Raw genomic sequence first — 25,146 nt, 5'->3', positions numbered from 1 at the left:
GTTTCAACTAATTTATTCATGCTCGTTCCTTTTTCTAATCACTCTTGGTCGAATGATCGGATCAAGGAACGAGCATTTAGTTCCTTTGGGGAGCTAATTTCTTATCCGAAGCTCAGGTTAGTTAATCTTTGTTATCTTGCTGGCCTAACTGCTTACACAAAGGTTCTTCATCCAACTGGCCCATTTGAGTTCGCCCCGAGGTAGGTAATGGCGCGGCGACCATATCAATATTCATCGCATCATCTTCTAACAGCTTTTTGTTGGCATCGACTGACACAATACTTTGATGGCTGATTTTATCAATGAGGCGATACGCACATAGCATACCGACTACACCAAAAATAACCGCGCCAATAACCTGCCCAATGAGCACCCCATATACACCGCCCCACTGAGCACCAAAATACACAAAAGGAATGGTACCCACAGTAGCCTTCCCCACATTAAACAAGGTTGAGTATTTAGCTTTGCCTAAGTTATTAAACGAGGCATTGGCGATAAATAAAATCCCCGAAAAAATAAAGAACACTGCAATATATTGGCAGAAAAACAATATCAATTCGGCAGCATCACCTTTCATGTCAAAACTGCTTACAATCACATCTCTTAGCAAAAAGAGTATTAACGACATGCCTAATACATACACCACACAAAATTGAATCGCCTTGGTTAAGCTTAAGCGCACGCGATCAAATTCATTTGCGCCAAAATTTTGCCCCACAATGGGCCCAACAGCACCCGATAAAGCAAAAATCATCCCAAAGCTCACCGGAATAAGCCGGCCTAACACCGCCCAACCCGCAACATAACTGTCGCCAAAGTCCGCAATGGCTCGCGTGACGACTGCATTACCAATGGGAGTAGCCACATTGGTTAACATCGCAGGAGCTGCAATGGCAAAAATCACCCCTAAATCTTGTTTAAACTCGACCCAGGAAAATCGGCCCATTAACTTGTGCTTAATCACCACGCCACGGGCAGAAATAATAAACACTGCAATACGTGCCAATACAGACGCGGCTGCTGCGCCTTCTATCCCCATCGACAACGAAAAAATAAAGATAGGATCAAGCACCGCATTCACGCCGCCACCAGCCAGTGTCGACATCATCGACAATTTTGCATCACCTACCGCACGCAGCGCGCCACCTAATGCCATTGCTAAGCAAATAAACGGCAAAGAAGGGATCAATATGGTCAAATAGCTTTGTGCCAGTTCAGCGGTACGTCCTGTCGCGCCCACCAAAGCCAACAATTCTGGGATAAAACTAAACACCACAATGGCCACCAGCACGCTGGTTAACAAGGTCACTATCGCACTGTTTAAAAACAAACGCCTGGCAAGCTTAATATTTTTTGCGCCTACTGCCTTAGACACCAAAGCACCTAATGCAATCGACAAGCCTATTCCAATCGAAGTGGTAAAAAATGAAATAGTACTCGCATAACCCGCCGCGGCAGCCAACTCCACTTCGCCCAGTAAACTTAAAAAGAAAATATCAAGTAAATCAACAACGAATAACGCCGAAATGCCAACCGCTGCGGTCGAACTCATCACTAATATGTGACGTAAAATAGGCCCTTCGACAAATTTTGCTGTGGTCATGCTTATCCTTTAATAAAAATCACCCAGAAAAACAAATCTGGATGATAAAGAGCTGGCTGTAAAAACTGGGTGGTGTATTACATTAGAGTTTTTCTAACTCGCTGCCACAATGATTACAGTATTCGGCATCGTTATCATGGCCTTTTTTGCCACAATTACTGCACTTACGTAAATCTCGAGTTCTCACCATTTCATGAGAAATCTCAGCAGTTAAAATACCCGTTGGTATGGCAATAATCGAATAACCAATCAACATGGTTAATGCCGCAATGCCCTGGCCTAACGGCGTTTGTGGGGTGATGTCGCCATAGCCGACGGTGGTAATGGTCACGACTGTCCAATACATGGATTTAGGTATCGACGTAAAGCCATTATTTGGCCCTTCAACCACATACATAATCACACTGAGCACCATGATGATGAGGCTGACCGAAAAGAAAAACATAAACACTTTACGGCTAGACTGCATCATCGCTTTTAATAGCAAATTGCCGTCGCTTAAGTAACGCAATAGCTTTAATACTCTAAATACCCGGAACAGACGCAACACTCTTAGCGCTAAGGCAACGTTGGCCCCAGGGAAAATTAATGCTAAGTAACTGGGTAAAATCGACACTAAATCGACTACGCCAAAAAAACTGCGGGCATAATGTAACCGATTAAGTGAACAGTATAATCGTAATATGTACTCAACGGTAAACAATACCGTAAAGCTCCATTCAGCGATACTAATTAACTGCCCATATTGCTCATTAATATGCTCAATAGTGTCAATAAAGATCAACAGTACACTCAACACAATGCATATCATCAAAATAATATCGAAACGCTTACCCTGCGGAGTTTCAGTACCAAAAATGACACTTCTTAGTTGTTGTTTAAGCGGGTTATCTGCTTTTTCTTCAGTATTCATTTTAGATTTCGCTATATTTGGCAATCTTTTAGGTGAACTTGCAAAAATCTTGCAAATAAACTCGGCTAACTAATATCAATTAACCCTTGATGTCGTTAAAATCTAACATTGACTGTCGAGTTTTAACATTCGGAATACGTCATTTTACAATAAAAATTAAAATGGTCATTGGTTTACGGAGATTTCATGCGCGCGCTGTCTATATTATTTATCCTTGTATTGTGTTGTCCACTGTGGGCAAATGCTTCATCATCGCAATCCTTGCACGCTAAAATCGATTTAGTCGTAGTCAATAAATCAGAGTCACGCTTATCCGTATTACGTGAAGGTAAAGTGGTTAAGAGCTACCTCATTGCCATGGGTGATGTACCGCAAGGGCACAAACTTAAAGAAGGCGATCAGCGTACGCCACAGGGCCGCTACACCTTAGACTATAAAAAGTCAGACAGTGCTTTTTATAAATCGATTCATATTTCATACCCTAACGAAGAAGACAAATTACGCGCTGATGCATTAGGCATTCCAGCCGGTGGCATGATTATGATCCACGGTGAAAACCCGCGCTCGCCATTACCGCCAGAAGAAGCCCAAAAATACAACTGGACCAATGGTTGTATTGCGGTCACCAACAAAGAAATGGACGAGCTTTGGCAAATGATTGATGCCGGCACCCCAATTGAAATTTGGCCATAGCCACTATCGTTTTCGCTTTTAATTGTTTGAGTGAGCACATGAACTACCAACATCTACAACAAACCTGGGCTGACTTTAGCGTTCGGATAACCGCCTTTATTGAGCTGCTAGGATTAGACCGTTTATCTTTACAGGCCGATCACGCCGCATTGCGCGTCAATAACAACCAAACAGCGCAGTTACTTGCTGATGAATTTAGTCAATATGGCGAGATTATTTCTAATAACATGATTAATGGCAGACCCATTTTAATCATCAAGTTAACTGAGCCGTTAGTGTTGAATAAAATGCAGATTAACTGCGTTGAGCTGCCCTTTCCATCAGATAAAGCTTACCCAGTAGAAGGTTGGGAGCATATTGAATTGGTGTTTCCATCACAAGCGCAAACCTGTGAAGCGCTTGTTGCCGAGCTAATTGAACACGCACCACAATTGGCCAGCATTATCGATAATGCTCAAGCTGGGGTTGGAAAGATTAAGGTTAAGCAGAGTTCACCAAAAGGGGATAACGAACGCTTAGCAAACCCAACCATCGCATTTAAAGCCAATGGCATTTGTGTAAAAGTGCATCCGCATGATATTCAAACTATTATCGCCAGCGAACAATAAGTTAAGCTGCTTGATGACAGTTCTATTATACCAATCGGCATATTTAACGTATTCAACGTTTATTTTTACGTTTAATTAGAAATCGTAGCGCAAGGTAGTGCAATAGGGGCAGCGCGGTATACGCGAGTAATATTGAATCAAAAAAGAATATCCATTTTACGATTAGCCACTTCTCTGTTCCGCTGCACAAGCTGTGAGCTAAAAATTCAATACACTCATCTTCTGGCGTCATCAACATCATAATGGCAATAACAAAAATACCCACGAAGATGGATGAGCGTTTAGCCATTTCAACGATAAGCGCTTTACTTGGTTTTACTTTATTCAACATTGAGCTTCACTCAATCAATGAGTCGTGTCATAAACAGACTATTAGGATCAGCCTGATAGTCTGCAAATGGCCCACAATATTCAAAACCATGACGTTGATACAATCGTCTTGCGGGGGCAAAAAAGTCCATCGAGCCGGTTTCTAAACTCAACTGCTGATAACCTCGGCGTTTACCTCATTGAGCAAATGCAATAACAACTCAGTGGCCACGCCCTGGTTTCTCGCCGCTACAGCTGTGCGCATCGACTTAATTTCGCCATGGGTTTCATTGAGCTGTTTTATCGCCACACAACCTAATGCCATTCCGCGTGGATTCTTTACACACCAAAACGTAATACTAGGATGAGTTAGCGCATCGATATCTAGGGCATGGACACTTTCGGGTGGCGAAGTTGCGTACATGTCTGCTAAATGCGCTTGTAATAATTCAATGACCCCTGCGCTTTGCAAGTCATCCACTTGTATCTCCATCTGCTAACATTCCTTAGGGTAAGTGTTTTAGTTAAACATTCATTTATGTATAATTTTTAGCCGCACGGCTAGAAACTAAATTTAGCATCTAATTTGTAATGATGAATCCCTACACGTTAAATAAAATCACCTTAATTAACAATAAGCTTTTTAGCCACAGCGCGGCTATCAAGTCTAAGTAAACCGACTAAAAATAGCGTTCCCATCATCACCACACTGGCCGAAACATATAAACCAATATCATAATTGCCAAAGTATTCTGCTAAATAGCCCGTCGGAACAGGCGCAATAATTTGCGCCGCGCCATAGGATAAAGTCATGGTGCCCATAAACTTAGCAGGGTTACTAGGATAAAACTTACCCGCCATGGTTAACACTAAGCTGACACAAGCGATAAAAGTGCCGCCAAAACATAACGCGCTGACAATCACCACGATTAAGCTGTCGTTCATCACAGGCAAAATAATCCCCACGGCTTGCAAACAGTAAGCGGCTAATAACGCTTTTACATAACCGGTTTTGCGGGCAATTCTATCCCATACTAATGCGGCAGGCGTAGCAGCAATACCAATTAACAAAAATGCTAGACTGCCCTGGCCTTGTAATCCCTCTGTGCGCTCGACAATATCGACAATAAAGGTTGAGCTAACCACATAGCCATAACCGGCACAAAAATAGGCTAGCATCATCAGCAACTTAAATTCGCGGCTGGGTGGATTATCGTTAGCAACCTCGCCTTGCTGCTCACCCGCTGTTGGATGCGGCATCCACAACCACGCAGGAATAGTAACTACAACAGCCAGCAGCGCTAGGGCCAGCCATTGCTGCTGCCAATCAGCCGACAGCCCAAGCATCAGCTCGAACAATAATGAAGTGATAATAATGCTCAAGCCTGCACCCGCAAAGTGGATCCCTAACTCGGCGCGATGATTGTGTCTTACCAGCCACTTTAAAATAAGACCAGAAGCAATAATAAACCCGCCAGAGGCACAAACACCGGCAAAAAAGCGTAATACCGCCCAAGTGACAATATCAGTCGTCACCACCATGGCGGCAGAAGTCATCACACTCAAGAATAAATAAACACGGTGTAAATTATATTTATAATGCAGATTATGCATGCTCGCCGCCACAAACACGCCAAACATATAACCCATAAAATTAGTGGTCGCCAACCAACCACCACCAGACTCAGTTAAACCAGCACTGTCCTGCATTATCGGTAATAACAAACTATAGGAAAATCGTGCCACCCCAACGGTGACAATTAAACTGCAAATACCTGCAAAATAAACACGAAAAGCGGTCAATTCCTTTAACATTATCTTGCACCTAATCGAAAAATGATTAACAAACAATACGCCAACCTGCTAATGTTAAAAATTGAATTATTTTGAACCAAAACTTCTTATATTGAGAACTATATGGAAATGTTAATGCTCAAAACGTTTAAAGCCGTGGTCGATGAACAAGGCATTAAAGGCGCGGCAGATAAACTCAATACCGTGCAGTCTAATATCACTAATCGGATTAAGAAGCTCGAAGCAGAGCTCGACACCAAACTGTTTACGCTGATGGGCAGAAAGCTGCAGTTAACCCCAAACGGGCAACAGCTATATGATTACGCCGGGCAAATATTGTTATTACAACATCAAGCTATTTTGGCTATTTCCCGTAATAAAGACACTTACGAGTTACGTGTCGGTATGCCCGAAACATTTGCTGCCGTACACATGCCATTAGCGCTTAAACAACTCAAGCTCAACCATGCTGAAATCCGCACCAAAATTCATACCGACACCAGTGAAAGGCTCGTATTTTCAGTGCTTAACAATAAGGTGGATTGCGCCGCAATAGGCAATGCCCCAAAACATGAAAACCTGGTAGTGATCCCAATCGTTAAAGAAGAATTGATCATGGTGACACCGCGAGACAGCGAATATGACCCGGTATTATTGGTGAGAGATGAAGGCTGTGGTTACCGACAACATGCCATGCTATGGCGCCAACAAGCAGGTCGAGGCAATGATGAACTCATGATAATGAGCAGTGCAGATGGCGTGTTAGGCTGCATTGCTGCAGGTTTAGGTTATACCATTATTGGGAAAAATATGGTGGCTGGCAGCCGCTATGAAAAATCATTGGTGATGACACCTGTGAGCCATGGCCCTAAACATGTGCAGTTATCGATTGTTTATCGTAAAGGCAGCCCATTAGAGTCTGGCATTTTAACCCTAGCCACCTTGCTGACAAAATAACTTAACCATATTGTCTGCACAGAAGTGGACGCCCTAAAGATGTCAATATGACTATGACAATGTCATTTTTACACCATCAAACACTGTCTATATGACATTGCTGATTTACAGCAAAACAATAAAACACTGATAAATAACAATTTAAAATATTGGCACGACACCTGCAATAACATCGTTAACAGATAAGAACTTTACTTTTTAACGATTAACTTTCAATGATTACAGGTGTAAATATGACTATTCACATTAAAAACAACATCAACTGGGTTGGCCAACGCGACTGGGAAATTCTTGATTTTCATGGCACTGAATATAAAACCACTAAGGGCACCAGTTACAACAGTTACCTTATTCGTGAGCAAAAAAATGTCTTAATCGATACTGTTGACCATCGTTTCAGTCTGCAATTCATTCAAAATCTTGAGATGGAAATTGATCTTAATCTAATTGATTACATTGTGATTAACCATGCCGAAGAAGATCACTCTGGCGCATTAGCCGCACTCATGGCAAAAATTCCTAATACTCCAATTTATTGTACCGAAAATGCCATCGACTCTATTACCGGCTTGCATCACCACCCTGAATGGAACTTCAATATTGTCAAAACTGGCGATAGCCTAGATATCGGTAACGGCAAGCAATTGGTCTTTATTGAAACCCCAATGTTGCACTGGCCAGACAGTATGATGACCTATTTAACCGAAGATGCCGTGTTGTTTAGTAACGATGCGTTTGGTCAACATTATTGCGATGAACGCTTATTTAATGACGAAGTTGATCAGATTGAATTAATGGATCAATGCTTACGCTATTACTCCAATATTTTAACCCCGTTTAGTGCACTGGTAACCACTAAAATTAACGAGGTTTTAAGCTTTAATCTGCCTGTTGATATGATTGCCACCGCCCATGGCGTGGTGTGGCGTGATAACCCAACACAGATTATCCATCAGTATTTGCAATGGGCTGATAACTACCAAGAAGACCGCATCACTATTTTCTACGACTCAATGTCTAACAACACCCGTTTGATGGCAGATGCCATTGCTCAGGGGATCCATGATGTTGACCCTGGCGTTTCTGTTAAAGTATTTAATGTGGCGCGCCACGACAAAAATGACATTCTTGCAAATGTGTTCCGCTCTAAAGGGATTTTGGTCGGCTCATCAACCATGAATAATGTCATGATGCCAAAAGTGGCTGGCATGCTAGAAGAAATCACCGGATTACGTTTTAAAGATAAAAAAGCCGGTGCATTTGGTAGCTACGGTTGGAATGGCGGCGCAGTAGACCGTATTCATACTCGTCTGACCGACGCAGGATTTGAAACCACAGTCGGCCTAAAAGCCAAATGGAAACCCGACGGAAAAGCCATGCGCGAATGCCGTGAACATGGCCGCCAAATAGCAAAAAGCTGGGCGTTACACGATCTCAGCAATGTCGATTCTATTTCATCGCCTCTTAACCAAAATCAAGCGGTTAAATTAACAGAAACTGTAGCACCTGCAGCACCAACACCATGTGCATCAAGCGCAAGCATTAGCGATACACAAGAGATGCTATGCACCGTGTGTAACTGGGTATATCAACCCGTATTAGGCGAGCCAAACCAAGATGTGCAGCCGGGAACGCCTTGGTGCGAAGTACCAGACTTTTTCCTTTGCCCAGATTGTGGTTTAGGTAAAGAGGTATTTACACCGATTGCACAGAGGAAAGCATCATGAGTGCACCTATCCTCATTATTGGCAGTGGCTTTGGTTCATATCAATTAATTAAAACCATTAGACGTACAGACACACAACAACCGATTACCGTTTTTACCCTTGATGAAGGTCACGACTACAATAAACCAGATTTGAGCCATGTATTTAGTAACCAACAAACCAGTACTGATTTAATTCGCCAATCAGCGCAGGAGTTTGCGGCACAGTACAACATTACTTTGCATGCCTTAACGCGAGTAGACAGCATTGATAGCCAACAACAACGCGTATGGGTTAACGATGTCGCCTACCCTTACTCACAATTAGTGTTGGCGACCGGGGCCAAAACATTTGTCCCCACTATGCAAGGTGACGTGAGTAACAAAGTGATCACTTTAAACAGCCTGCAGGAGTTTGCCAGCGCACAACAGCAATTGCATGAGGCGAAGCGCATAATGCTGATTGGTGCAGGGCTGATAGGCACCGAAATCGCAATGGATTTAAGTCGCAGCGGTAAACACGTGGTGGTGGTCGACCCCAGTAAAGGCGTAATGGCGAACATGTTACCCGACCTCGTTGCATCTGCACTGCAAACTAAGCTTACTGAGGCCGGTGTAGAATTTAAGTTTGGCCAAACGGTAAGTGCACTTAATCAACATGAGTCAGCCCTGTGTGCCACGTTGAGTTCTGGCAAAACCCATCATGTCGATTGCGTTATTTCGGCAGCCGGATTAAAGCCTAATGTGGCCTTGGCTTCACAAACAGGCCTTGAGGTGAATAACGGCATAGTGGTTAATCAGCAGCTACAAACCTCGGTTAAGCATATTTATGCTTTAGGCGATTGCGCCGAAATCAATGGCAAAGTGATGTCGTACCTGCAACCCATTTTGTTAAGCGCCAATGCACTGGCAAAAACCTTATTAGGCCAACCCACCAAGTTAAGTTTACCGGCGATGTTAGTGAAGGTTAAAACCCCGCAAATGCCCATTCAATTAGGTGGCAGCACGGTTAAGGATGTGGCGTCTTGGCAGGTCGATATTGATGCAAATGGCTGTTCAGTTAAAGCCTTTAACGAGCAAAAACAAATTATAGGATTTGTGGTCACCCAAGAGCATATGAACAACACGTTCCCGTTACTCAGGGCTTTACCCGCAAACCTTTAACCTAACTCGGTGCTGATTACCTGGTAATGCATTGGTAAACAGCACCCTAAGGAGAACATGATGTCTCATCAACGTATTCCAGCTAACTGGACTATTCAGCGTTCTACCCCATTTTTTACCAAAGACAATGTGCCTGCAGCCCTACTGACTCACCATAATACCGCCGAAGGTGTTTTTGGTCAGTTATGCGTAATGGAAGGCGTGGTCACTTATTATGGTTTTGCCGACAGCGAAGCAACCGAACCGGAAGTGACAGTGGTGATTAACGCGGGCCAATTTGCCACCAGCCCTCCGCAGTATTGGCATCGCATTGAGTTAAGTCCTGATGCACAGTTCAATATTAATTTCTGGTCTGAAAAAGATAAAACCGGCCAAGCGATGTTTAATTAGAAATGATTTATTGAAGTAATGGTAGATAAAACGTTTGTAATAAGATACATAACAAACTACTGATATAGAAGTTTAATCAATGGGTTAATTAACGATAAGATCATAATGTATTATGCTCTTATCGTTTTAGTTTACGTAAAGCACACACCTTCAAAACAATCATCGTTAACTTTCGACTAAACTAAATTGCGCTAACAAAGGATAATGGTCAGAGCTTTGGGTTGTAATGACCTTGGATGACTCTAAGGTTAGCCCCCGATAATAAAGGTGATCAATAGGATAGCCCATTACGGTTGTGCGTTTGTCATCTTCTGGGATGACCGCTATTAAGCCTAATTGATTTGTCATCTGGGTTAACATTAACAATCTTGCTTGGCGCCAAGTATTTAAATCACCACCGAAAATGATCGGTCCTTTATGAGCACTCAATGCTGGTAGTAGCTGCTGCAACTGTGCAGCATAACTGTCTAGAGCATACTCAAAGTTAATGCTATGCAGATTAGCCACCAGCAAAGTTTCACCATTTGATAAGGGGAAATAACTTAACAAACTCGACTTGGGAAACTGTATTAGAGGTTCGGTCGTCAAATATCCGCAACTTTCACTCGCCGCAACCTGAGATAAGCTCATCACTCCAAGTGGTATATGGTCCTGACTAAATGCATGCACCATTGCCAATTGTTGGTTATTTTGTTGACGCCATAACTGAAATTCATCAGATAACTTCACCTCTTGCAGCAACAATAATTGATTTTGTTCAGCTAATTGGCTGAGCAGCGTTTGCCAGCCAGCATTTTGCTGCTTATAGACATTCCAAATCGCGACTGCCAATTGGCCATCTGCATCCAATTTAGCTATCGGTGTTGCAGCAACACATTGAGCTGCAAACGATTCCTGCTCATTATTAATCACCTGAGGCTCAGTCGCTAAATGCACAAATTTTGGCATTACCACAACTGTCGTCATCAACAACATGACGATAACCAGACTTCCCCATCGAACAAGCCCAAGCAATTTACGCTTTGGTTGTAAGGTCGATGTTGGCTTTGAGCGAAAAATACCGATGGATAAATACCTCTATTAGTTTTGGGGGTGCTATCTAAAATTGTTGTTAGCAATTGGTTAACTTTACTAGCCTTAACCATATTAGTATTAGACTGATTAACATTAGGTTCGTTCAAAATAGATTAATTAATAAACATTTGTGTCTTAATAATAAAACAAACTGTTTGATATACCCAGCCGTACAGGCGGATGACAGTAGACAATAGTGATTGAAAACCTGATATGATAAATGCATGTTTTTCTACATGATTGATACACTGGCTAACTATGGTTGAGCTTTATAAAATATTAACAATAATCAGCGTATTAGCTTATTGGCTGCTCATTGCAGGTATCACCACACGTATTGTTTATAAACGACGATCTATTGGTGTTTCTTTAGCTTGGATGATGCTTATTTATGTTGTCCCCATCTTAGGCATTTTACTTTATTTTCTCGTTGGTGAGATGAATCTTGGCAAAGCTCGCGCCGTGAGATCCAAAGAAATGTACGGCCCCTATCGAGAATGGTTTCGTCGACTGTTTGCCATTCAGCAATATCGCCCCCATAACTTAAGTGATTACGCGACGCCCATTAGCCATTTGTGTGAAAAACGCCTTGGTATTCCTACGTTAGCCAATAATCAACTGACACTAAAATCGTCTACAGAAACAATATTAACAACCCTGATTGAAGACATACAACAAGCGCAAACCTCAATTCATTTAGAGTTCTATATTTGGCATCCAGGCGGACTTGCAGACCAAGTTGCCGAAGCACTTATACAGGCAGCTCAACGTGATGTGGCAGTGAGAATATTATTAGACGCTGCAGGAAGTCGAACGTTTTTTAACAGTAAATGGCCAAAACTAATGCGTAAAGCAGGTATACAGCTGGTTTCCGCACTGTCTGTTTCTCTTTTACGTATGCTATTCCGCCGTCTAGATCTCCGCCTTCATCGAAAAATAGTCGTGATAGACAACCAAATCGGTTATACAGGCTCAATGAATCTAGTCGATCCCAAATGTTTTAATCAAAGCGCGAGGGTTGGTGAGTGGATAGATGTTATGGTGAGGATTACTGGCTCCAGTGTGCCAGTGCTTAACTGTATTCTCGCGTGGGATTGGGAAACAGAAACAGACCAAAGAATGTTACCCGAACCGCCAAAATGTCTTCCGCACAAAGAAGAGCCATCTGATATGGTTCAAGTGATACCTTCAGGGCCTGGTATGCCTGAGGATATGATCCAACAAGTTTTATTACTCAGTATTTATCAAGCAAAACAGAGTATCACCATCACTAGCCCTTATTTTGTTCCCAGTGAAAACCTACTGTTTGCATTAACAGCAGCTGCATTACGTGGGGTGATGGTGAATTTAATCATACCCGACAAAAACGACTCAATGATGGTGGATTGGGCCAGCAGATCTTTCTTTGGCGAGTTGCTTAACGCCGGTGTCAATATACATCGTTTTCGCGGTGGTTTACTACACACAAAATCAGTTGTCATCGATCTGCACCATAGTTTAATCGGCACTGTTAATCTTGATATGCGCAGCCTTTGGCTTAACTTTGAAGTGACTCTTTCTGTTGAAAATATAGAATTCACTCAATCACTTAGTGAAGTCCAACATCAATATATGGTTAATTCGATAAAAATGGATGCGCGCCAATGGCGCAAAAGATCGTTGGTTAAACGATTAGTCGAGCAGTTTTTTTACTTATTTAGCCCTCTCCTCTAACGGTAAAGTAAAAAGCAATGTGGCTTACTTTGGCCGCTAAGTACCCGTAAATATCGGTTGATTTGCTGCTATTTTTCAGTAAATATTATGTCACCATAATACGTTTCTGCATCTTTACCACTGTTGTCGGTATCGGTCATAATCGCAATTATATCAATGTATTGATACGCTTTTCGGTTAGCTTTTTGACTGCCTTTATCCCCAAATGTGTCAATCAAATCTTGGTACACATTGCGTTGTTCTTCATACCACTGACCTCGTTGTGATTGTTGTCCTCTCACAGACATCATTTTAACACTTGAACCAGCAAAAGCGTTGTTCCAAACCAAGCCTTTGTCTTGATTACTCGACCAAACATAGTTTAATGACTTGGTGTTCCACACCATAAAACCACCATCAATAACGACGTAAACTCGCGCCACAAAGTCATCACCCGCTTTACTTCGCTCGTCTAACGGCGACAACGTCTGTTCAACTAGCCAACTCCAGTTTAGATAAGGCGTTGCAATGAGGTCAATTTTCTTTTCTAACACCAATCCAGATGCCGAGTTTTGACTAATGGCTTTAAGTGCCATTTGGCCTTTGTATTGTTCAACGCTATAAATTGATTTACCTGAAAATTCTTTCGCTTGCCATTGTTCAATGCCTTGCTCACTCAACGCCGTCAAATTGGTCACCGCTTGTGCGCTCACACATAGCAAAAAATTCAATAACACGAATATCCATTTGCACATGTTACTCTCCAATGTTGTTATTGAGCGGTGTGTTTGAGTAACAAAAACAGCCTCAAGGAAAACGACAGACTGCAATAAATCGTTATTGGTTAAACTCTGCCAGCGCGGTTAAGGCTAATTGGGCTTTATCTGTAGGCACAAAAATATGGTCGTGATAATACGCGGCAATAACATTAGCGCTGATATTAAATTCAGTGAGTTTAGCCGCTACCGCAGCTGTTAATCCAACAGCCTCAAGGCTTGAATGTACGGTTAAGGTAATTTGTTTAAAGCATGCATCAAAGGCCAAGCCTGTAGCCATTGCAGCCTCTTTATTGACTACTAACGTTAAGCCTTCGCTCTCGCAAAATGTCGCAAGTGGATTTAATTGAGCATACTGTTCATATTCCCCCTGAACAGTGCAAAATACAAATTCGCCGTCCATCAATTTAGGGCTCATGGACGTCAATAGTAGTGCTAAATCGGTGGTGCCACTCATAGTCAACCGTCCTTTTTGATAATCCATTGATTTAGCAGGCTATAACACGCTTTATGTTAAACAACCTTACTTTGCTGCTTTTTGTGCCGCTAATACTTTTTCCATTGGCGGTACAATTGACACTGGGTCTAAACGCATTTGGAACCAGTTTAAGCGCCAATCTAAATGTGGACCTGTCACGCGGCCTGTAGCGCCAATCTCAGCCACTTTATCGCCCTGCACAACGGTGTCGCCAACCTTTAAATACAATTTACTTAAATGTAAAAATGTTGAACTCACCCCATAACCGTGGTCAATAATCACCGTACCACCAGAATAAAACATATCAGGTTCAGCAAGGGTTATGACTCCATCAGCTGGGGCCACTACCACAGTGCCAGTTGGGCGGGCAACATCTACACCAAAATGCGGGTTACCAGGCACATCGTTGTACACACGCTGGCTGCCATAAACACCCGAAATACGCCCTGTTACCGGCCAAATAAATGACTGCATAAACGCCTGCTGCTCGCTAAAAATATCTCTTGCTGCACGAGTTTGCTTAGCATCTTTTGCCGCTCTTGCTTGCGCAACAGGATCAGGCTTCATGATTTTTTTACTAATGCCGGTGATGCGGTCAATTTTGTATTGTTTCGCGGCAATTTTGAGCGGTTTAATTTCGGTTAATCCGTCTGGGTAAGTCACTTTAACCACTTGTTCTGCAGCAGCATCTCGGTCAAAGCCAATGGCAAATGCCCCAGTCGGTGTCACTTTTACTGCCTGATCATTTAATAACACTATACTGCCCGCGGGTACTGTTCCGCGAACCAATGCACCTTGCTCAAACTTGCCTTGTAAAGTCACTGCTGCTGCACTGGCGCTAAAGCCTAATACGCTTACCATTAGCCAAGCCGCTGTAGACATTACTTTAAGGGGTGATTGTTTAATTGACATAAAACCGCATTCCTTGTGAAAAAGATAAAAAAAGGGCCACCTTTAGGCAGCCCGTTTATATTACTCGATTAACCTTTAACCGCAATGGCCCCTTTGCCAATACCTTCAAAGGCAATCACTTTAAAGTGGCTTTCAGGCACCTTGTTAGCTAACGTCGTGGCCATGTACTCAGCAAGCAGTTCGACTGTAGTATCGTGTGGAATAAGGTCACAACATTGTTTCGGCATTGCTAACTGAAAATCACCTTGTGGCGCCATGTAGTGAAAACCAAAATGGGTTTCATCACTAATACTGGTTTGCTTTGATAATGCTAGCGTTGCCACGGGGACTAAATCTTCTTCAGTACCCAGATAAACATCTTGCCAACGGTCGGCCCAATACTGATCCCATTTAGGCTCGGCTATACCGTTTTCAAATACGGTGACAGGGCTACGATGACCATGCGCAATACGTTGGCAGTTACCATCATGTTTACGTAAACCATGGCTGTAATGGTAAAATGGCGTATCGAGCGCCTCATTACGTAAGGTTAAGCTAATGCCTTGAACATTTTCTGGCAGGGCTTCACGCAGGGCTTTTTTGAGAAAGTCATTCACGCTCTCAAAATCAATAATCTCAGTAGGAATAAGCGCAAATGCTTGCGACGGGCACGCTAAATGGATGTCGCCTTTTTGACTGGTAAAATCCATCCATACGCGGTCGCCTTTTTGTTGCCAGCGAACTTCGCTACATGCCGTTGGGATTAATAAACGATGATCAGCAACGTCATCGATGGTGTCTTTAATGGTGCGTTTTACTTTTGAAAAATCTAACACCATATTTTGTTCATCTAAGCCGCCATCGAGTAATACATCGACAATCCAGCTTTCGCCTACCATTCCACGTATCGGACAAAGGTAAGAAAAATCGATAACGGTTAAATCTTTTACAAACAGTTGCATTAATGCTCCTAGGCAGAAAAACAGTCCACCTCAGTATAAATGTATCCCGAATGGCACATGCCAATGGAAAAGGTATCTTAAAACGTCTATATACGAAGGGATATCACCTCTTGGTCTAATACAAGGTAATAAAATTAACCTAACGACTTAATATAGCGTCAATAACACCGACATTCTAAACAAAAGCCGCTCTATGAGCGAGTAAACATAAGCGATTAAGCAAATAAAAACGGTGTGAGTGGCCATAATAAGCCGATGAGTAAAGCGATTGAGAAGAGATTATTGAGTAGAATCGATTGCAAACGACTCCGTATCGAAGGTAAAAAATGCCACCAGCAAACACAAAATAATGCAGCTTTGACCACATAATAGTAAATAAATCATCATTGAAGACATACTGTTATCCCTAAAAATTCCTTTTGTATAGTGTAAACAACAAATATGCAGAAAATGTGCAGATATTAAGGAATTAACGAAGGCGACCAATGATTGTGTCAGTAAATTAGTCGCCCCGCCTCGTCATTATTCGACTTTGTACCCCACCCCGTAGATAGAGTGCAGTAATTCTTTTTGCTTAGTCACGTGTGCTAGTTTATGCCGTAGGTTTTTAACATGACTGTCGATGGTGCGTGAGCTAACAATACGGTCATCGACATAACACACCTGCATTAAACTGTCGCGAGAGTGCACAACGCCCGGGCGTTTAAGTAAGGTTTGTAATAATCTAAATTCAACCGGAGTTAATTCAACTTCTTGGCGATCAACATGGCATTTAAAGCGCTCGATATCCAAATCGATATGTTTATAGCGGATCACTTGCTCATTTTGACTGCCTTGAGTGTTTTCTACCCGTCTTAAAATCGTTTTGACTCTCGCAACCACTTCTCGGGCTGAAAACGGTTTACACACATAGTCATCGGCACCGAGTTCTAAGCCCATAAGGCGATCGATTTCATCTACACGTGCGGTTAACATCAAAATAGGCATCATTGAAAACTGACGGATCTCGCGGCAAATGGTTAAACCATCTTTGTAAGGCAGCATTAAATCTAAAACCACAAAGTCGATAGATTGCGTTTTAATCGTATCAATCACATCACGGCCATCATATTGTACCAAGGTGTTAAACCCTTCGAGTTGCAAAAAATCCACCAAAATCTGTGCGATTTTAGGTTCATCCTCTACCACTAATACGGTCATTGGCTCTTGATGTGAAAATCCACTCATGGTTACTTCCTTAACAAAGGTAATTGTACTTTAATGCATAATCCACCCATTGGAGATGGCATTGCGCTAATCTTGCCGTTATGGGCTTCTACGATATTTTTACAGATAGTTAGCCCTAAGCCCGCGCCGCTGCCTCGACGAGTTCTTGCGGCATCTTGGCGGTATAATGGTTCAAATAAATGTTCACACTCAGCCTCTGTCGCACTGGGCTTGGTATCGTTGAGTGTCAGGCAAACCACATTATCTTGCTGCGCCAACTGAACATCTATCTGGCCTGGACTGTCGGTGTAGACCATGGCATTCATGAATAAGTTCATAAACAATTGTTCTAAACGCCTAACATCAGCAGACACAAACAACATAGGCGTAATTTGATGAGTCAAGGTTAAGCCCTTATCTTGCATAGACGTCGATAAGGTGGCTAACATGCTGTCCAAAGATTCGCTGATGTTATGTGGTTTAAAATGGTATCGCAGGCCACCGACATCCGATAAAGAAAGTTCATATAAATCATCAACCAGATGCTTCATACGTAACACTTCTTGTTCGATTGAGTGTAGCTGATGTTGATCAAACGCTCTTATCCCTGCCTTTATCGAGTCAATTTCACCACATAAAATACTTAATGGGGTTCGTAACTCATGAGATATATCTGCTAACCAGCGATTTTTGGCACTGCGGTTTTTAGCTAAGGTCATCGCCAGATGATCGATATTGACCATTAACTGGCCTAATTCATCTGCGCGTGTTGTGGCTAAGCGTTGCTCGTAGTCACCTTCTGACAAATGAGTAATCCCTTGCATAACATGTTTTACAGGCACTAATAAAAAACGTGACAACCACCAGGCTAATGCACTGGCTAACAATAAACAGACTAAACCAATACCAATACTGGTCCAGCGCTGTTGTTGCGCAAACGCAGTGGCAGAAGACGATTGATTTTCACGAATAGGACTACTGATTAAATAGCCGACAATTTGCTGATTAAACTTTAACGGCAAGCTAATAATGTCAATTGAATCGTCAATGATATCGCCAGCAATATGAACGTTGTCAGCTGAATATAACCCTGTTGGCAACCCCAAGTCTTGTTCATCAAAATGTGGCCTAACGTGTGGAGGAAACCTTTGCAGTTCTCCTGGCTGTCTTGGTGGCGAACCAGATAAACGCGGAGGCGGTTTTTTAGGTGCGCCGATATTGGTGAGTTTTGGCTGACGATAAAACGGTGAATGGGTTGTGATGACTTGGTTTAATGTTGATTTATTAACACTTCGCCAAACATCAGTAGATTGATCGCTGTTTGCCGAAGGTGATGACGCTGCATAGAGTGTCATGACATCAATGGACAAACTGGCAAGACGCTCTTGTTCTAAATTATTGATAAAGTCTAAAAAACCTTGATCAAAGCTCCACCGCGCTAACGATAACGTCGCGATAAGAACAATACTGGTTAAGCCGACAAAGGCTAAAAATAATTTCTGAGATATTTGCATAAATCACAGTATAACCAGCAATATAACAGCAAACTAGTCGCAGTTAACATCTGATATCAATCTCCTTAGATTCTGCACAATTCCTCCACAATAATATCGTATATTAACCGCATTATCTCACCAAGGAGCGTCAACATGACCCTTAACCCAATCACTATTGGTTTACTTTCTCTTAGTTTATTAGCAGCAGCGGGCGCATTCGCTAACCCACCAGGCGGAAAGCCACCACAAGAAGCAATTGATGCTTGTGCAAGCAGTTCAGAAAACAGCCAGGTTAGCTTTGAAACACCACGTGGTGATAGTATTGAAGCAACATGTCAAATGGTAGATGGAGAACTGGTTGCTGTACCAGATAATCCACCTCAAGATATGCCACAAGGTCAAAGAGAGCGTAACTAAGCTCTTTTTACCCGCACGTTTATGCCGTAGACAGACAAGGAGTGACTATGCAAGTGACGAGTAGCAACACCTCGATCCAAATGACATCAACGGAAAATGCCCAGCGACCTCCACGTCCGGATGGTCCACCGCCACCAAAAGGCGGCGTACCACCGGGGTTAGAAACGGCAGTTTCAACCTTGTCAGAGGAAGAGCAACAATCGGCTACAGATATGTTGGCATCGTTAACCGATGAACAACAAGCTGAACTTAAATCTGTTTTAGATGAATTAAAACCGATGACAGAAGGTCTATCAGACGAAGATGTCGGCAGCGTTTTTTATGAAGCATTAAGCAGTATTTACAACGATGGCGAAACGCAAACCGCCAGTAGTGCATCAGCCGTAAATGTAGACGTATACGCTTAAAAAAAGTGTCAGTCACTTGATATAACAAAGCCAGCTATATGCTGGCTTTGCTTTGTGGTGCCTTATTTAATCCCATTCACTAGGGGTAAAAACTCGGTTAGTGCATCCGGCAGCTTAGGCCTGCTGTACAAATAACCTTGCGCTAAATCACACCCATTGCGGCGTAAAAAATCAGCCTGTTCTTCGGTTTCGACACCCTCTGCAATAATTTGCAAATTTAATGCATGCCCTAAAGCAATAACCGCTTTCGCAATAGCGGTGTTGTTAGCGTCGTGAGGAATATCGCCCACAAACGATTGATCAATTTTAAGCTTATCAATAGGGAGGCGCTTCAGATAGTTAAGAGACGAATAACCAGTACCAAAATCATCAATACTTAAAGCAATCCCCATGCCACCCAATAATTTTAAATCATGAATAATCGCCTCAGGATTATGCATCATGCACGACTCAGTCACTTCTAACTCTAGGTGTTTAGTCGGTAAGCCAGTTTCAAGTAAAATCTGTCTTACTTTGTCTACAAAGTCATTACGTTGCATTTGTAAGCTGGCCACGTTAACCGAGATCCGTTCAAACGTTTTTCCTTCAGTTAGCCATTCAACACCCTGTAAACATGCCGCTTTTAACACCCATAAACCAATGTCCCAAATTAAGCCTATTTTTTCTGCTAATGGAATAAACTCCGCCGGCGAAATGTCACCTAAAATAGGGTCATGCCAACGGATAAGCGCTTCAAAACCGCAAGGAGATAAATTTTTTAATGTTAATTTGGGTTGATAAACAAGATAAAAGTCTTCGTTCGCTAACGCATGATGCAATGCCGTTTGTAACTTTAATTGCTCTACGGCCTGCTTTGTCATCGACTCAGTATAAAACGCATAATTATTACGGCCATCCAGTTTGGCACGATGCATTGCCGCGTCGGCATTACGTAATAAACTGTCATGGTCGTCACCGTCACTAGGATAAATAGCCACCCCCATGCTGGCGGTTAATCTAACAGATTGCGCATTATCCAAAATAAATGGCCGCTCAAATACGCTGCGGATTTTATCGACCGATGAGGTCACAGAATCTGTACTCATAATGCCGGGTAACATAACCACAAACTCATCACCACTTAAACGCGCGAGCACATCAAAATCCGATAAGGCATATGATAAGCGCTTAGACAGTTCGACCAGAATTTCATCGCCAATGACATGGCCCAAGCTGTCATTGATGTGTTTAAAGAAATCAATATCTAAAAATAAAATGGCTAGTTGTTTTTTAGCACGGTTGGAATGATTCAGTTCTTGTTCCACTAATGACATAAATTGCATACGGTTAGGCAATTGAGTCAAAGGGTCGAAGTAAGCCAGGTTTTTGAGCTTTTCTTCATTTTGTTTTTGCACCGAAATATCGGCAAACACGGCAACGTAATATTGGATAATATTTTGTTTATCAAATACCGCACTGATGGTGATAGATTGAGGGAAAATAGCACCGTGTTTTCGACGATTCCAAATTTCACCATGCCATTTGCCTTGCACTAATAAGGTGTTCCATAAACGTTCAAAAAAACGTTTAGGGTGACGTCCAGAGCTCAGTATATTGGGATTACGACCTAATACTTCATCGCGGCTATAGCCGGTTATGTCAGTAAACGCTTGGTTAATATCTGTAATATTGCCATCTTTATCTGTGATGACCACCCCTTCTACTGCATTTTGAAACACATTGGCCGCTAATATTAATTGTTCCTGGGCTTCTTTATGTTCTGCAATATTACGGGTCATTCCGAGCACAGCGGTTAATTGCCCCTGTTCATCTTTAATCGGCGCTTTAATGGTTTCAAGCCAGACTTTATTGTAATTGGCATCGACGTCTTCACACTCTGATACCACCACGGTTGAACCAGTATTTATGGCTAATTCATCACCTTCAATAAAGGCTTCAGCGGTACGTGAATCAAACAAATCATGGTCATTTTTACCAACAATTTGCTGTTTAGATTTTTGCCAAGAACGTTCAACACTTTTATTACAAGCAATGTAAATCCCTTCTAGGTTTTTAATCCAAATATGTTCATCAAATGCATCGATAAACGCTTGTAAATCGACATCATGGGCAACACTTACGTTGGGCTGCTCCCCAAAATCTATCGTCGAAATATACACGCTGATAGCCTTGCTTAACATCGTCGCTATACGAATTTGAATGGCACTTAAAGGCGTAAATAATTTAGGTTTTTCACGGTCATCATTAGCAGAGCTAAAGTTAACTGCAGCAACAAGCTGCCCTTGAGCATCGCGAATAAGTTGATGATACACCTCAGAACATGACTGGCTTGACTCAACATGATCACTAGGAGCGCTGATATGTTGTAATAAACTGATTTGATGTTGCCGGCTAGTGAGATCTTTAGCGTTTTGGCTAATACAAAGGGTTTGAAGACTGTGAGCCGCCACATCAATTTGGTCAAAGGTGATTGTAAGGCGAAACTCGGCAGAAATGTCGTTAATTTCCTGCTGCCATTCTCTAAGCTGAGTTTGAGAAATAGCTTCTTTCAACATAACACCTTCCTAAATCGACATAATAAATAAGTTCAGTATTGCCATCTAACAATATAGTCATCCAACTATAGTACAGATAATGACGGGCTAGCATAAATCACCAGGGTAAATAGATTATCGAACACTCACTGCCTAAACTAATTTAGCCACAATGAACATGATTATTTCATACTATAAGCCTAATTAGCACCGCACTAGCCATCTTAGATCAATAAATCCGTTATCTTGGATATTAAATAGACTCTAAAAACAAATAAGGAGCCCAAGGCTCCTTATTTACATTTACCGTATAACTAATTGTAAAATAATAATTTTAGCTATTTTTTAGTGCAGCAATGCGCTTCTCTAGCGGTGGATGACTCATCATTAGTTCAGCCATTGAACGTTTGCCATTAATACCAAAAGCTGACATTTGAGCAGGCATTGCACCGCTTTCAGGGCCTTGGCGTAAACGCTCTAGTGCGGCAATCATTTTGCCTTTACCCGCTAAACGAGCAGCACCTTCGTCGGCTTTAAATTCACGAATACGTGAGAAGTAAGCCACAATGATTGATGCCAAAATACCAAACAGCATATCTAATACAAACACCACAGCCATATAGGCAAACATACCTAGGCCTTCACCTTCTTCATCGCCACCGGCAACAAAGTTATCAATGATACCTGCAACCACACGAGCGGCAAAAATAACAAAGGTATTCACCACACCTTGAATTAAGGTTAAGGTCACCATGTCACCGTTAGCAACGTGGCTCACTTCATGGGCAAGTACACCTTCGATTTCATCTTGCGTCATACCGTAAAGTAAGCCAGAACTTACCGCGACAAGTGCATTGTTTTTACTTGGGCCTGTAGCAAATGCGTTCATCTCTGGAGACTGATAAATTGCAACTTCAGGCATGTTAATTCCAGATTTTTCAGCTAGGCGTGCCACCGTTTCAACTAACCAACGTTCGGTGTTGTCGCGTGGCTGGGTAATCACTTCACAACCCATGGTTTTCTTCGCCATCCATTTTGAAATGGCTAAACTGATAAATGAGCCACCAAAACCAAAAATGGCAGCAAATACTAACAGTCCACCCATCGTTTGGGTATTGACCCCAAGAATAGACATTACGATTGAGGCAACCAGTAAAATGGCTAAGTTGGTTGCGATCAATAAAAATATACGCTTCATTTAAGCTCCTGTATGGCAAAATGCCGATTTTCAATTGTTACTACAGACATAATATGTCCATAAAAATAGAATTCAAGCTTAGTTATATTAAAAAAGATTTATGACTCTTTTACGTTGATAACACACGGGCTTAAAAACTAGCGAGCAGAGTCTAGGCAGATAATATTAATTGAAACTGAAAAAGCGCTAACTCAGTGTATGCATTGGTTAATCTTTGATAAACTGTCGAAAATAAAAAACAATAAGGCATTTTCATGACCATAAACGCATTAATGTTGAGCGCTTCACGTGTCGGTGACTCAGACTATTTAACTCACACCGTTGATCTTATCCGCCCACTGACTCAACCCGGACAGCAATGGCTATTTATTCCCTATGCCGGTGTTAGCGTCAGTTATGATGAGTATTTAACCAAAGTGCAAACGGCATTAGCGCCGCTACCCATCACTATTAGCAGCATTCATCAATTTGCCGACCCTAAACAAGCGATTCAAGATGCGGCGGGCATTTTGGTTGGCGGGGGTAATACCTTCCAACTGTTAAACGAGCTATATCGCTACGATTTAGTGCATTTAATCCGCGAGAAAGTAAAAAATGGCATGCCGTATGTCGGCTGGAGTGCAGGTTCGAACATTACCGGAACCAGTATTCGTACCACGAACGATATGCCAATCGTTGAGCCAGTTTCATTTACTGCACTGAGTATTCTGCCCTTTCAGCTAAATCCGCATTACACCAATTACCAAATGCCAGGCCACAACGGCGAAACTCGTGCGCAACGCTTATTAGAGTTTACGATTGTCGACCCATTAACCCCAGTCATTGGTATTCAAGAAGGCAGCGCGTTATGGCGTCAGGGAAATAAATTGACGTTAATTGGCGATCAAACTGCCTATTTATTTCATGGTAAGCAACAAGAAGTCGAAATTGCCGCCAACAGTGACTTATCTGAATACCTCAAATAACGAAGATAATTTCCATGGGGGTTATGAAATAAAGCCATAAGCCCCATGGTTGTATCATTAATCGTATTGATTTCGCTCACTGGGAATATCCGTTAAATACTCGACAAACTCAACTTCAAATCCATTAGGGTCGATAAAATAGCGACTCTTATAAGCCTCGTTAACCGCGCCCATAATAGCAACCTCATAGCCCACGTTTGCCAGCCTTGACACTAAGGCTTCAACGTTATCCACCACATAAGCAAAATGCGCTAAACCAATAGCATTACTTTTAAGGTCACGTATCTCTCCGGTCCCTGAGTCATTGAGTGACAAATAATGATAGTCATCGCCAAAATGTAGCCATTTTCGTGGTGTGCCATGCCATATTGACTCACCACCACCGCGTACTCGCCAATGTGGAAACGCAGCCTGGTAAAACACTAAAGTCTCTTCTAAATCATTCACGACCAAATTTAAATGTTCTAAATGCATTGCTTCTCTCCTTATTAATGATATGGCTTAGCTTAATACCTCAAGTTAACTTGAGGTAAAGTGTTAATTTTGCCAAGATGTATAAAATGATGAGAAAAAATAGATAAAGAGATGAATAAGAACATGGAATTGACTGTCGGCCAAGTAGCAAAACGCTGTGGAATTAACATCTCTGCAATCCATTTTTATGAGCAAAAAGGCCTGATTAGCAGTTGGCGTAATCAAGGTAATCAACGTCGTTATTCACGCGATGTCATTAGACGAATATCTCTTATCAAAGCGGCGCAGCAATTAGGCATATCTTTAGATGTATGTTCTGGTCTAATTCCATCGGACACTTAATTTTGAGACAGTATGGTCAATAAATTAAGAGGTCGATATGAGTTTAAAAAAATCACATAAGAGTTATCCGCAGGCATTTAAAGATGAAGCAGTAT

Annotated in this window: 25 protein-coding genes and 1 pseudogene; 11 read left to right on the top strand and 15 right to left on the bottom strand. The window is 42.1% G+C overall.

Features of this window, described 5'->3' with window-relative positions; all coding sequences use genetic code 11:
- Positions 1–121 precede the first annotated feature (121 nt).
- Together IEY48_RS17985 and IEY48_RS17980 are read right to left on the bottom strand one after the other, a co-directional pair.
- Positions 122–1,606: an MATE family efflux transporter gene (locus IEY48_RS17985; RefSeq protein ID WP_188922819.1), complete on the bottom strand. Its 1,485-nt coding sequence runs from the start codon at positions 1,604–1,606 to the stop codon at positions 122–124.
- Between the two features lie 82 nt (positions 1,607–1,688).
- Positions 1,689–2,519 carry an ion transporter gene (locus IEY48_RS17980; protein ID WP_188922817.1) on the bottom strand — a complete coding sequence of 277 codons (831 nt, stop codon included), beginning with the start codon at positions 2,517–2,519 and terminating at the stop codon, positions 1,689–1,691.
- Positions 2,520–2,705: 186 nt separating this feature from the next.
- Between IEY48_RS17980 and IEY48_RS17975 the strand changes: the two genes are divergently transcribed.
- Together IEY48_RS17975 and IEY48_RS17970 are read left to right on the top strand one after the other, a co-directional pair.
- Positions 2,706–3,212, top strand: coding sequence for a L,D-transpeptidase family protein (locus IEY48_RS17975; RefSeq protein ID WP_188922815.1), 507 nt, complete (start codon positions 2,706–2,708; stop codon positions 3,210–3,212).
- 38 nt (positions 3,213–3,250) lie between these two features.
- Complete coding sequence (locus IEY48_RS17970; RefSeq protein ID WP_188922814.1) at positions 3,251–3,820, top strand: VOC family protein; 570 nt, start codon at positions 3,251–3,253, stop codon at positions 3,818–3,820.
- 52 nt (positions 3,821–3,872) lie between these two features.
- On the opposite strand, the gene IEY48_RS17965 is transcribed toward IEY48_RS17970, so the two are convergent.
- From IEY48_RS17965 to IEY48_RS17955, 3 genes and pseudogenes are all read right to left on the bottom strand, one after another.
- Positions 3,873–4,151 (bottom strand): hypothetical protein, encoded by a 279-nt coding sequence (locus tag IEY48_RS17965; RefSeq protein ID WP_188922812.1) that lies wholly within the window; start codon positions 4,149–4,151, stop codon positions 3,873–3,875.
- 10 nt (positions 4,152–4,161) lie between these two features.
- Positions 4,162–4,622: pseudogene (locus IEY48_RS17960) on the bottom strand (GNAT family N-acetyltransferase).
- 131 nt (positions 4,623–4,753) lie between these two features.
- Entirely contained in the window at positions 4,754–5,944 is a 1,191-nt protein-coding gene (locus IEY48_RS17955) for a YbfB/YjiJ family MFS transporter (RefSeq protein ID WP_188922810.1), read from the bottom strand.
- A gap of 114 nt (positions 5,945–6,058) precedes the next feature.
- Between IEY48_RS17955 and IEY48_RS17950 the strand changes: the two genes are divergently transcribed.
- The 4 genes from IEY48_RS17950 (at position 6,059) to IEY48_RS17935 (ending at position 10,139) form a co-directional block, all read left to right on the top strand.
- The gene (locus IEY48_RS17950; protein WP_229786560.1) at positions 6,059–6,880 is read left to right on the top strand and encodes a LysR family transcriptional regulator; all 822 of its coding nucleotides are present in this window, start codon (positions 6,059–6,061) and stop codon (positions 6,878–6,880) included.
- Between the two features lie 233 nt (positions 6,881–7,113).
- Positions 7,114–8,607 carry an anaerobic nitric oxide reductase flavorubredoxin gene (gene norV, locus IEY48_RS17945; RefSeq protein ID WP_188922806.1) on the top strand — a complete coding sequence of 498 codons (1,494 nt, stop codon included), beginning with the start codon at positions 7,114–7,116 and terminating at the stop codon, positions 8,605–8,607.
- On the top strand, positions 8,604–9,749 hold the full coding sequence (gene norW / locus IEY48_RS17940) for an NADH:flavorubredoxin reductase NorW (protein ID WP_188922804.1): 1,146 nt from the start codon (positions 8,604–8,606) through the stop codon (positions 9,747–9,749). Before norV ends, norW begins: the two co-directional genes overlap by 4 nt.
- Positions 9,750–9,809: 60 nt before the next feature.
- Complete coding sequence (locus tag IEY48_RS17935) at positions 9,810–10,139, top strand: TehB family protein (protein WP_188922823.1); 330 nt, start codon at positions 9,810–9,812, stop codon at positions 10,137–10,139.
- A gap of 165 nt (positions 10,140–10,304) precedes the next feature.
- Here the strand turns inward: IEY48_RS17935 and IEY48_RS17930 are convergent, their stop codons facing one another.
- The gene (locus IEY48_RS17930) at positions 10,305–11,114 is read right to left on the bottom strand and encodes an endonuclease/exonuclease/phosphatase family protein (protein WP_188922802.1); all 810 of its coding nucleotides are present in this window, start codon (positions 11,112–11,114) and stop codon (positions 10,305–10,307) included.
- Positions 11,115–11,471: 357 nt separating this feature from the next.
- Between IEY48_RS17930 and cls the strand changes: the two genes are divergently transcribed.
- A complete protein-coding gene (cls, locus tag IEY48_RS17925; protein WP_188922799.1) occupies positions 11,472–12,926 on the top strand; it encodes a cardiolipin synthase in 1,455 nt (484 codons plus the stop codon).
- Positions 12,927–12,994: 68 nt separating this feature from the next.
- Here cls and IEY48_RS17920 read toward each other — a convergent pair whose 3' ends face one another.
- From IEY48_RS17920 to IEY48_RS17895, 6 genes are all read right to left on the bottom strand, one after another.
- A complete protein-coding gene (locus IEY48_RS17920; protein WP_188922797.1) occupies positions 12,995–13,660 on the bottom strand; it encodes a DUF3047 domain-containing protein in 666 nt (221 codons plus the stop codon).
- Between the two features lie 82 nt (positions 13,661–13,742).
- Positions 13,743–14,138, bottom strand: coding sequence for an ACT domain-containing protein (locus tag IEY48_RS17915; protein ID WP_188922796.1), 396 nt, complete (start codon positions 14,136–14,138; stop codon positions 13,743–13,745).
- Between the two features lie 66 nt (positions 14,139–14,204).
- Positions 14,205–15,071 (bottom strand): M23 family metallopeptidase, encoded by an 867-nt coding sequence (locus tag IEY48_RS17910; protein ID WP_188922794.1) that lies wholly within the window; start codon positions 15,069–15,071, stop codon positions 14,205–14,207.
- 68 nt (positions 15,072–15,139) lie between these two features.
- On the bottom strand, positions 15,140–16,012 hold the full coding sequence (locus IEY48_RS17905) for a 6-carboxytetrahydropterin synthase (RefSeq protein WP_188922791.1): 873 nt from the start codon (positions 16,010–16,012) through the stop codon (positions 15,140–15,142).
- Positions 16,013–16,534: 522 nt separating this feature from the next.
- The gene (locus tag IEY48_RS17900; protein ID WP_229786559.1) at positions 16,535–17,239 is read right to left on the bottom strand and encodes a response regulator; all 705 of its coding nucleotides are present in this window, start codon (positions 17,237–17,239) and stop codon (positions 16,535–16,537) included.
- Between the two features lie 2 nt (positions 17,240–17,241).
- Positions 17,242–18,732 (bottom strand): ATP-binding protein, encoded by a 1,491-nt coding sequence (locus tag IEY48_RS17895; protein WP_188922789.1) that lies wholly within the window; start codon positions 18,730–18,732, stop codon positions 17,242–17,244.
- A gap of 135 nt (positions 18,733–18,867) precedes the next feature.
- Here IEY48_RS17895 and IEY48_RS17890 point away from each other — a divergent pair, with 135 nt between their 5' ends.
- Both IEY48_RS17890 and IEY48_RS17885 read left to right on the top strand, forming a co-directional pair.
- Positions 18,868–19,131: a hypothetical protein gene (locus tag IEY48_RS17890; RefSeq protein ID WP_188922787.1), complete on the top strand. Its 264-nt coding sequence runs from the start codon at positions 18,868–18,870 to the stop codon at positions 19,129–19,131.
- Positions 19,132–19,178: 47 nt separating this feature from the next.
- On the top strand, positions 19,179–19,538 hold the full coding sequence (locus IEY48_RS17885) for a hypothetical protein (protein WP_188922785.1): 360 nt from the start codon (positions 19,179–19,181) through the stop codon (positions 19,536–19,538).
- 62 nt (positions 19,539–19,600) lie between these two features.
- On the opposite strand, the gene IEY48_RS17880 is transcribed toward IEY48_RS17885, so the two are convergent.
- The gene (locus IEY48_RS17880) at positions 19,601–22,093 is read right to left on the bottom strand and encodes an EAL domain-containing protein (protein WP_188922783.1); all 2,493 of its coding nucleotides are present in this window, start codon (positions 22,091–22,093) and stop codon (positions 19,601–19,603) included.
- Between the two features lie 313 nt (positions 22,094–22,406).
- Complete coding sequence (gene htpX / locus IEY48_RS17875; RefSeq protein WP_188922781.1) at positions 22,407–23,270, bottom strand: protease HtpX; 864 nt, start codon at positions 23,268–23,270, stop codon at positions 22,407–22,409.
- A 254-nt stretch (positions 23,271–23,524) separates the two neighbouring features.
- On the opposite strand from htpX, the gene pepE reads away from it, so the two are divergent.
- Positions 23,525–24,235 (top strand): dipeptidase PepE, encoded by a 711-nt coding sequence (gene pepE / locus IEY48_RS17870; protein ID WP_188922779.1) that lies wholly within the window; start codon positions 23,525–23,527, stop codon positions 24,233–24,235.
- 57 nt (positions 24,236–24,292) lie between these two features.
- Here the strand turns inward: pepE and IEY48_RS17865 are convergent, their stop codons facing one another.
- Positions 24,293–24,709, bottom strand: coding sequence for a VOC family protein (locus IEY48_RS17865; RefSeq protein ID WP_188922777.1), 417 nt, complete (start codon positions 24,707–24,709; stop codon positions 24,293–24,295).
- A gap of 123 nt (positions 24,710–24,832) precedes the next feature.
- Between IEY48_RS17865 and IEY48_RS17860 the strand changes: the two genes are divergently transcribed.
- The gene (locus tag IEY48_RS17860; RefSeq protein ID WP_373293752.1) at positions 24,833–25,051 is read left to right on the top strand and encodes a MerR family transcriptional regulator; all 219 of its coding nucleotides are present in this window, start codon (positions 24,833–24,835) and stop codon (positions 25,049–25,051) included.
- Positions 25,052–25,146 lie beyond the last annotated feature (95 nt).

The organism is Shewanella saliphila (assembly GCF_014648295.1).
In the GTDB taxonomy this organism is placed as follows: domain Bacteria; phylum Pseudomonadota; class Gammaproteobacteria; order Enterobacterales; family Shewanellaceae; genus Shewanella; species Shewanella saliphila.
This window is presented reverse-complemented; position numbering and strand designations above follow the sequence as displayed.

Bases quoted from the DNA above. Each gene is read 5' to 3' on its own strand.
- IEY48_RS17985 (WP_188922819.1), bottom strand. From the start codon at position 1,606: ATGACCACAGCAAAATTTGTCGAAGGGCCTATTTTACGTCACATATTA.
- IEY48_RS17980 (WP_188922817.1), bottom strand. From the start codon at position 2,519: ATGAATACTGAAGAAAAAGCAGATAACCCGCTTAAACAACAACTAAGA.
- IEY48_RS17975 (WP_188922815.1), top strand. From the start codon at position 2,706: ATGCGCGCGCTGTCTATATTATTTATCCTTGTATTGTGTTGTCCACTG.
- IEY48_RS17970 (WP_188922814.1), top strand. From the start codon at position 3,251: ATGAACTACCAACATCTACAACAAACCTGGGCTGACTTTAGCGTTCGG.
- IEY48_RS17965 (WP_188922812.1), bottom strand. From the start codon at position 4,151: ATGTTGAATAAAGTAAAACCAAGTAAAGCGCTTATCGTTGAAATGGCT.
- IEY48_RS17955 (WP_188922810.1), bottom strand. From the start codon at position 5,944: ATGTTAAAGGAATTGACCGCTTTTCGTGTTTATTTTGCAGGTATTTGC.
- IEY48_RS17950 (WP_229786560.1), top strand. From the start codon at position 6,059: ATGCTCAAAACGTTTAAAGCCGTGGTCGATGAACAAGGCATTAAAGGC.
- norV (WP_188922806.1), top strand. From the start codon at position 7,114: ATGACTATTCACATTAAAAACAACATCAACTGGGTTGGCCAACGCGAC.
- norW (WP_188922804.1), top strand. From the start codon at position 8,604: ATGAGTGCACCTATCCTCATTATTGGCAGTGGCTTTGGTTCATATCAA.
- IEY48_RS17935 (WP_188922823.1), top strand. From the start codon at position 9,810: ATGTCTCATCAACGTATTCCAGCTAACTGGACTATTCAGCGTTCTACC.
- IEY48_RS17930 (WP_188922802.1), bottom strand. From the start codon at position 11,114: ATGTTGTTGATGACGACAGTTGTGGTAATGCCAAAATTTGTGCATTTA.
- cls (WP_188922799.1), top strand. From the start codon at position 11,472: ATGGTTGAGCTTTATAAAATATTAACAATAATCAGCGTATTAGCTTAT.
- IEY48_RS17920 (WP_188922797.1), bottom strand. From the start codon at position 13,660: ATGTGCAAATGGATATTCGTGTTATTGAATTTTTTGCTATGTGTGAGC.
- IEY48_RS17915 (WP_188922796.1), bottom strand. From the start codon at position 14,138: ATGAGTGGCACCACCGATTTAGCACTACTATTGACGTCCATGAGCCCT.
- IEY48_RS17910 (WP_188922794.1), bottom strand. From the start codon at position 15,071: ATGTCAATTAAACAATCACCCCTTAAAGTAATGTCTACAGCGGCTTGG.
- IEY48_RS17905 (WP_188922791.1), bottom strand. From the start codon at position 16,012: ATGCAACTGTTTGTAAAAGATTTAACCGTTATCGATTTTTCTTACCTT.
- IEY48_RS17900 (WP_229786559.1), bottom strand. From the start codon at position 17,239: ATGAGTGGATTTTCACATCAAGAGCCAATGACCGTATTAGTGGTAGAG.
- IEY48_RS17895 (WP_188922789.1), bottom strand. From the start codon at position 18,732: ATGCAAATATCTCAGAAATTATTTTTAGCCTTTGTCGGCTTAACCAGT.
- IEY48_RS17890 (WP_188922787.1), top strand. From the start codon at position 18,868: ATGACCCTTAACCCAATCACTATTGGTTTACTTTCTCTTAGTTTATTA.
- IEY48_RS17885 (WP_188922785.1), top strand. From the start codon at position 19,179: ATGCAAGTGACGAGTAGCAACACCTCGATCCAAATGACATCAACGGAA.
- IEY48_RS17880 (WP_188922783.1), bottom strand. From the start codon at position 22,093: ATGTTGAAAGAAGCTATTTCTCAAACTCAGCTTAGAGAATGGCAGCAG.
- htpX (WP_188922781.1), bottom strand. From the start codon at position 23,270: ATGAAGCGTATATTTTTATTGATCGCAACCAACTTAGCCATTTTACTG.
- pepE (WP_188922779.1), top strand. From the start codon at position 23,525: ATGACCATAAACGCATTAATGTTGAGCGCTTCACGTGTCGGTGACTCA.
- IEY48_RS17865 (WP_188922777.1), bottom strand. From the start codon at position 24,709: ATGCATTTAGAACATTTAAATTTGGTCGTGAATGATTTAGAAGAGACT.
- IEY48_RS17860 (WP_373293752.1), top strand. From the start codon at position 24,833: ATGGAATTGACTGTCGGCCAAGTAGCAAAACGCTGTGGAATTAACATC.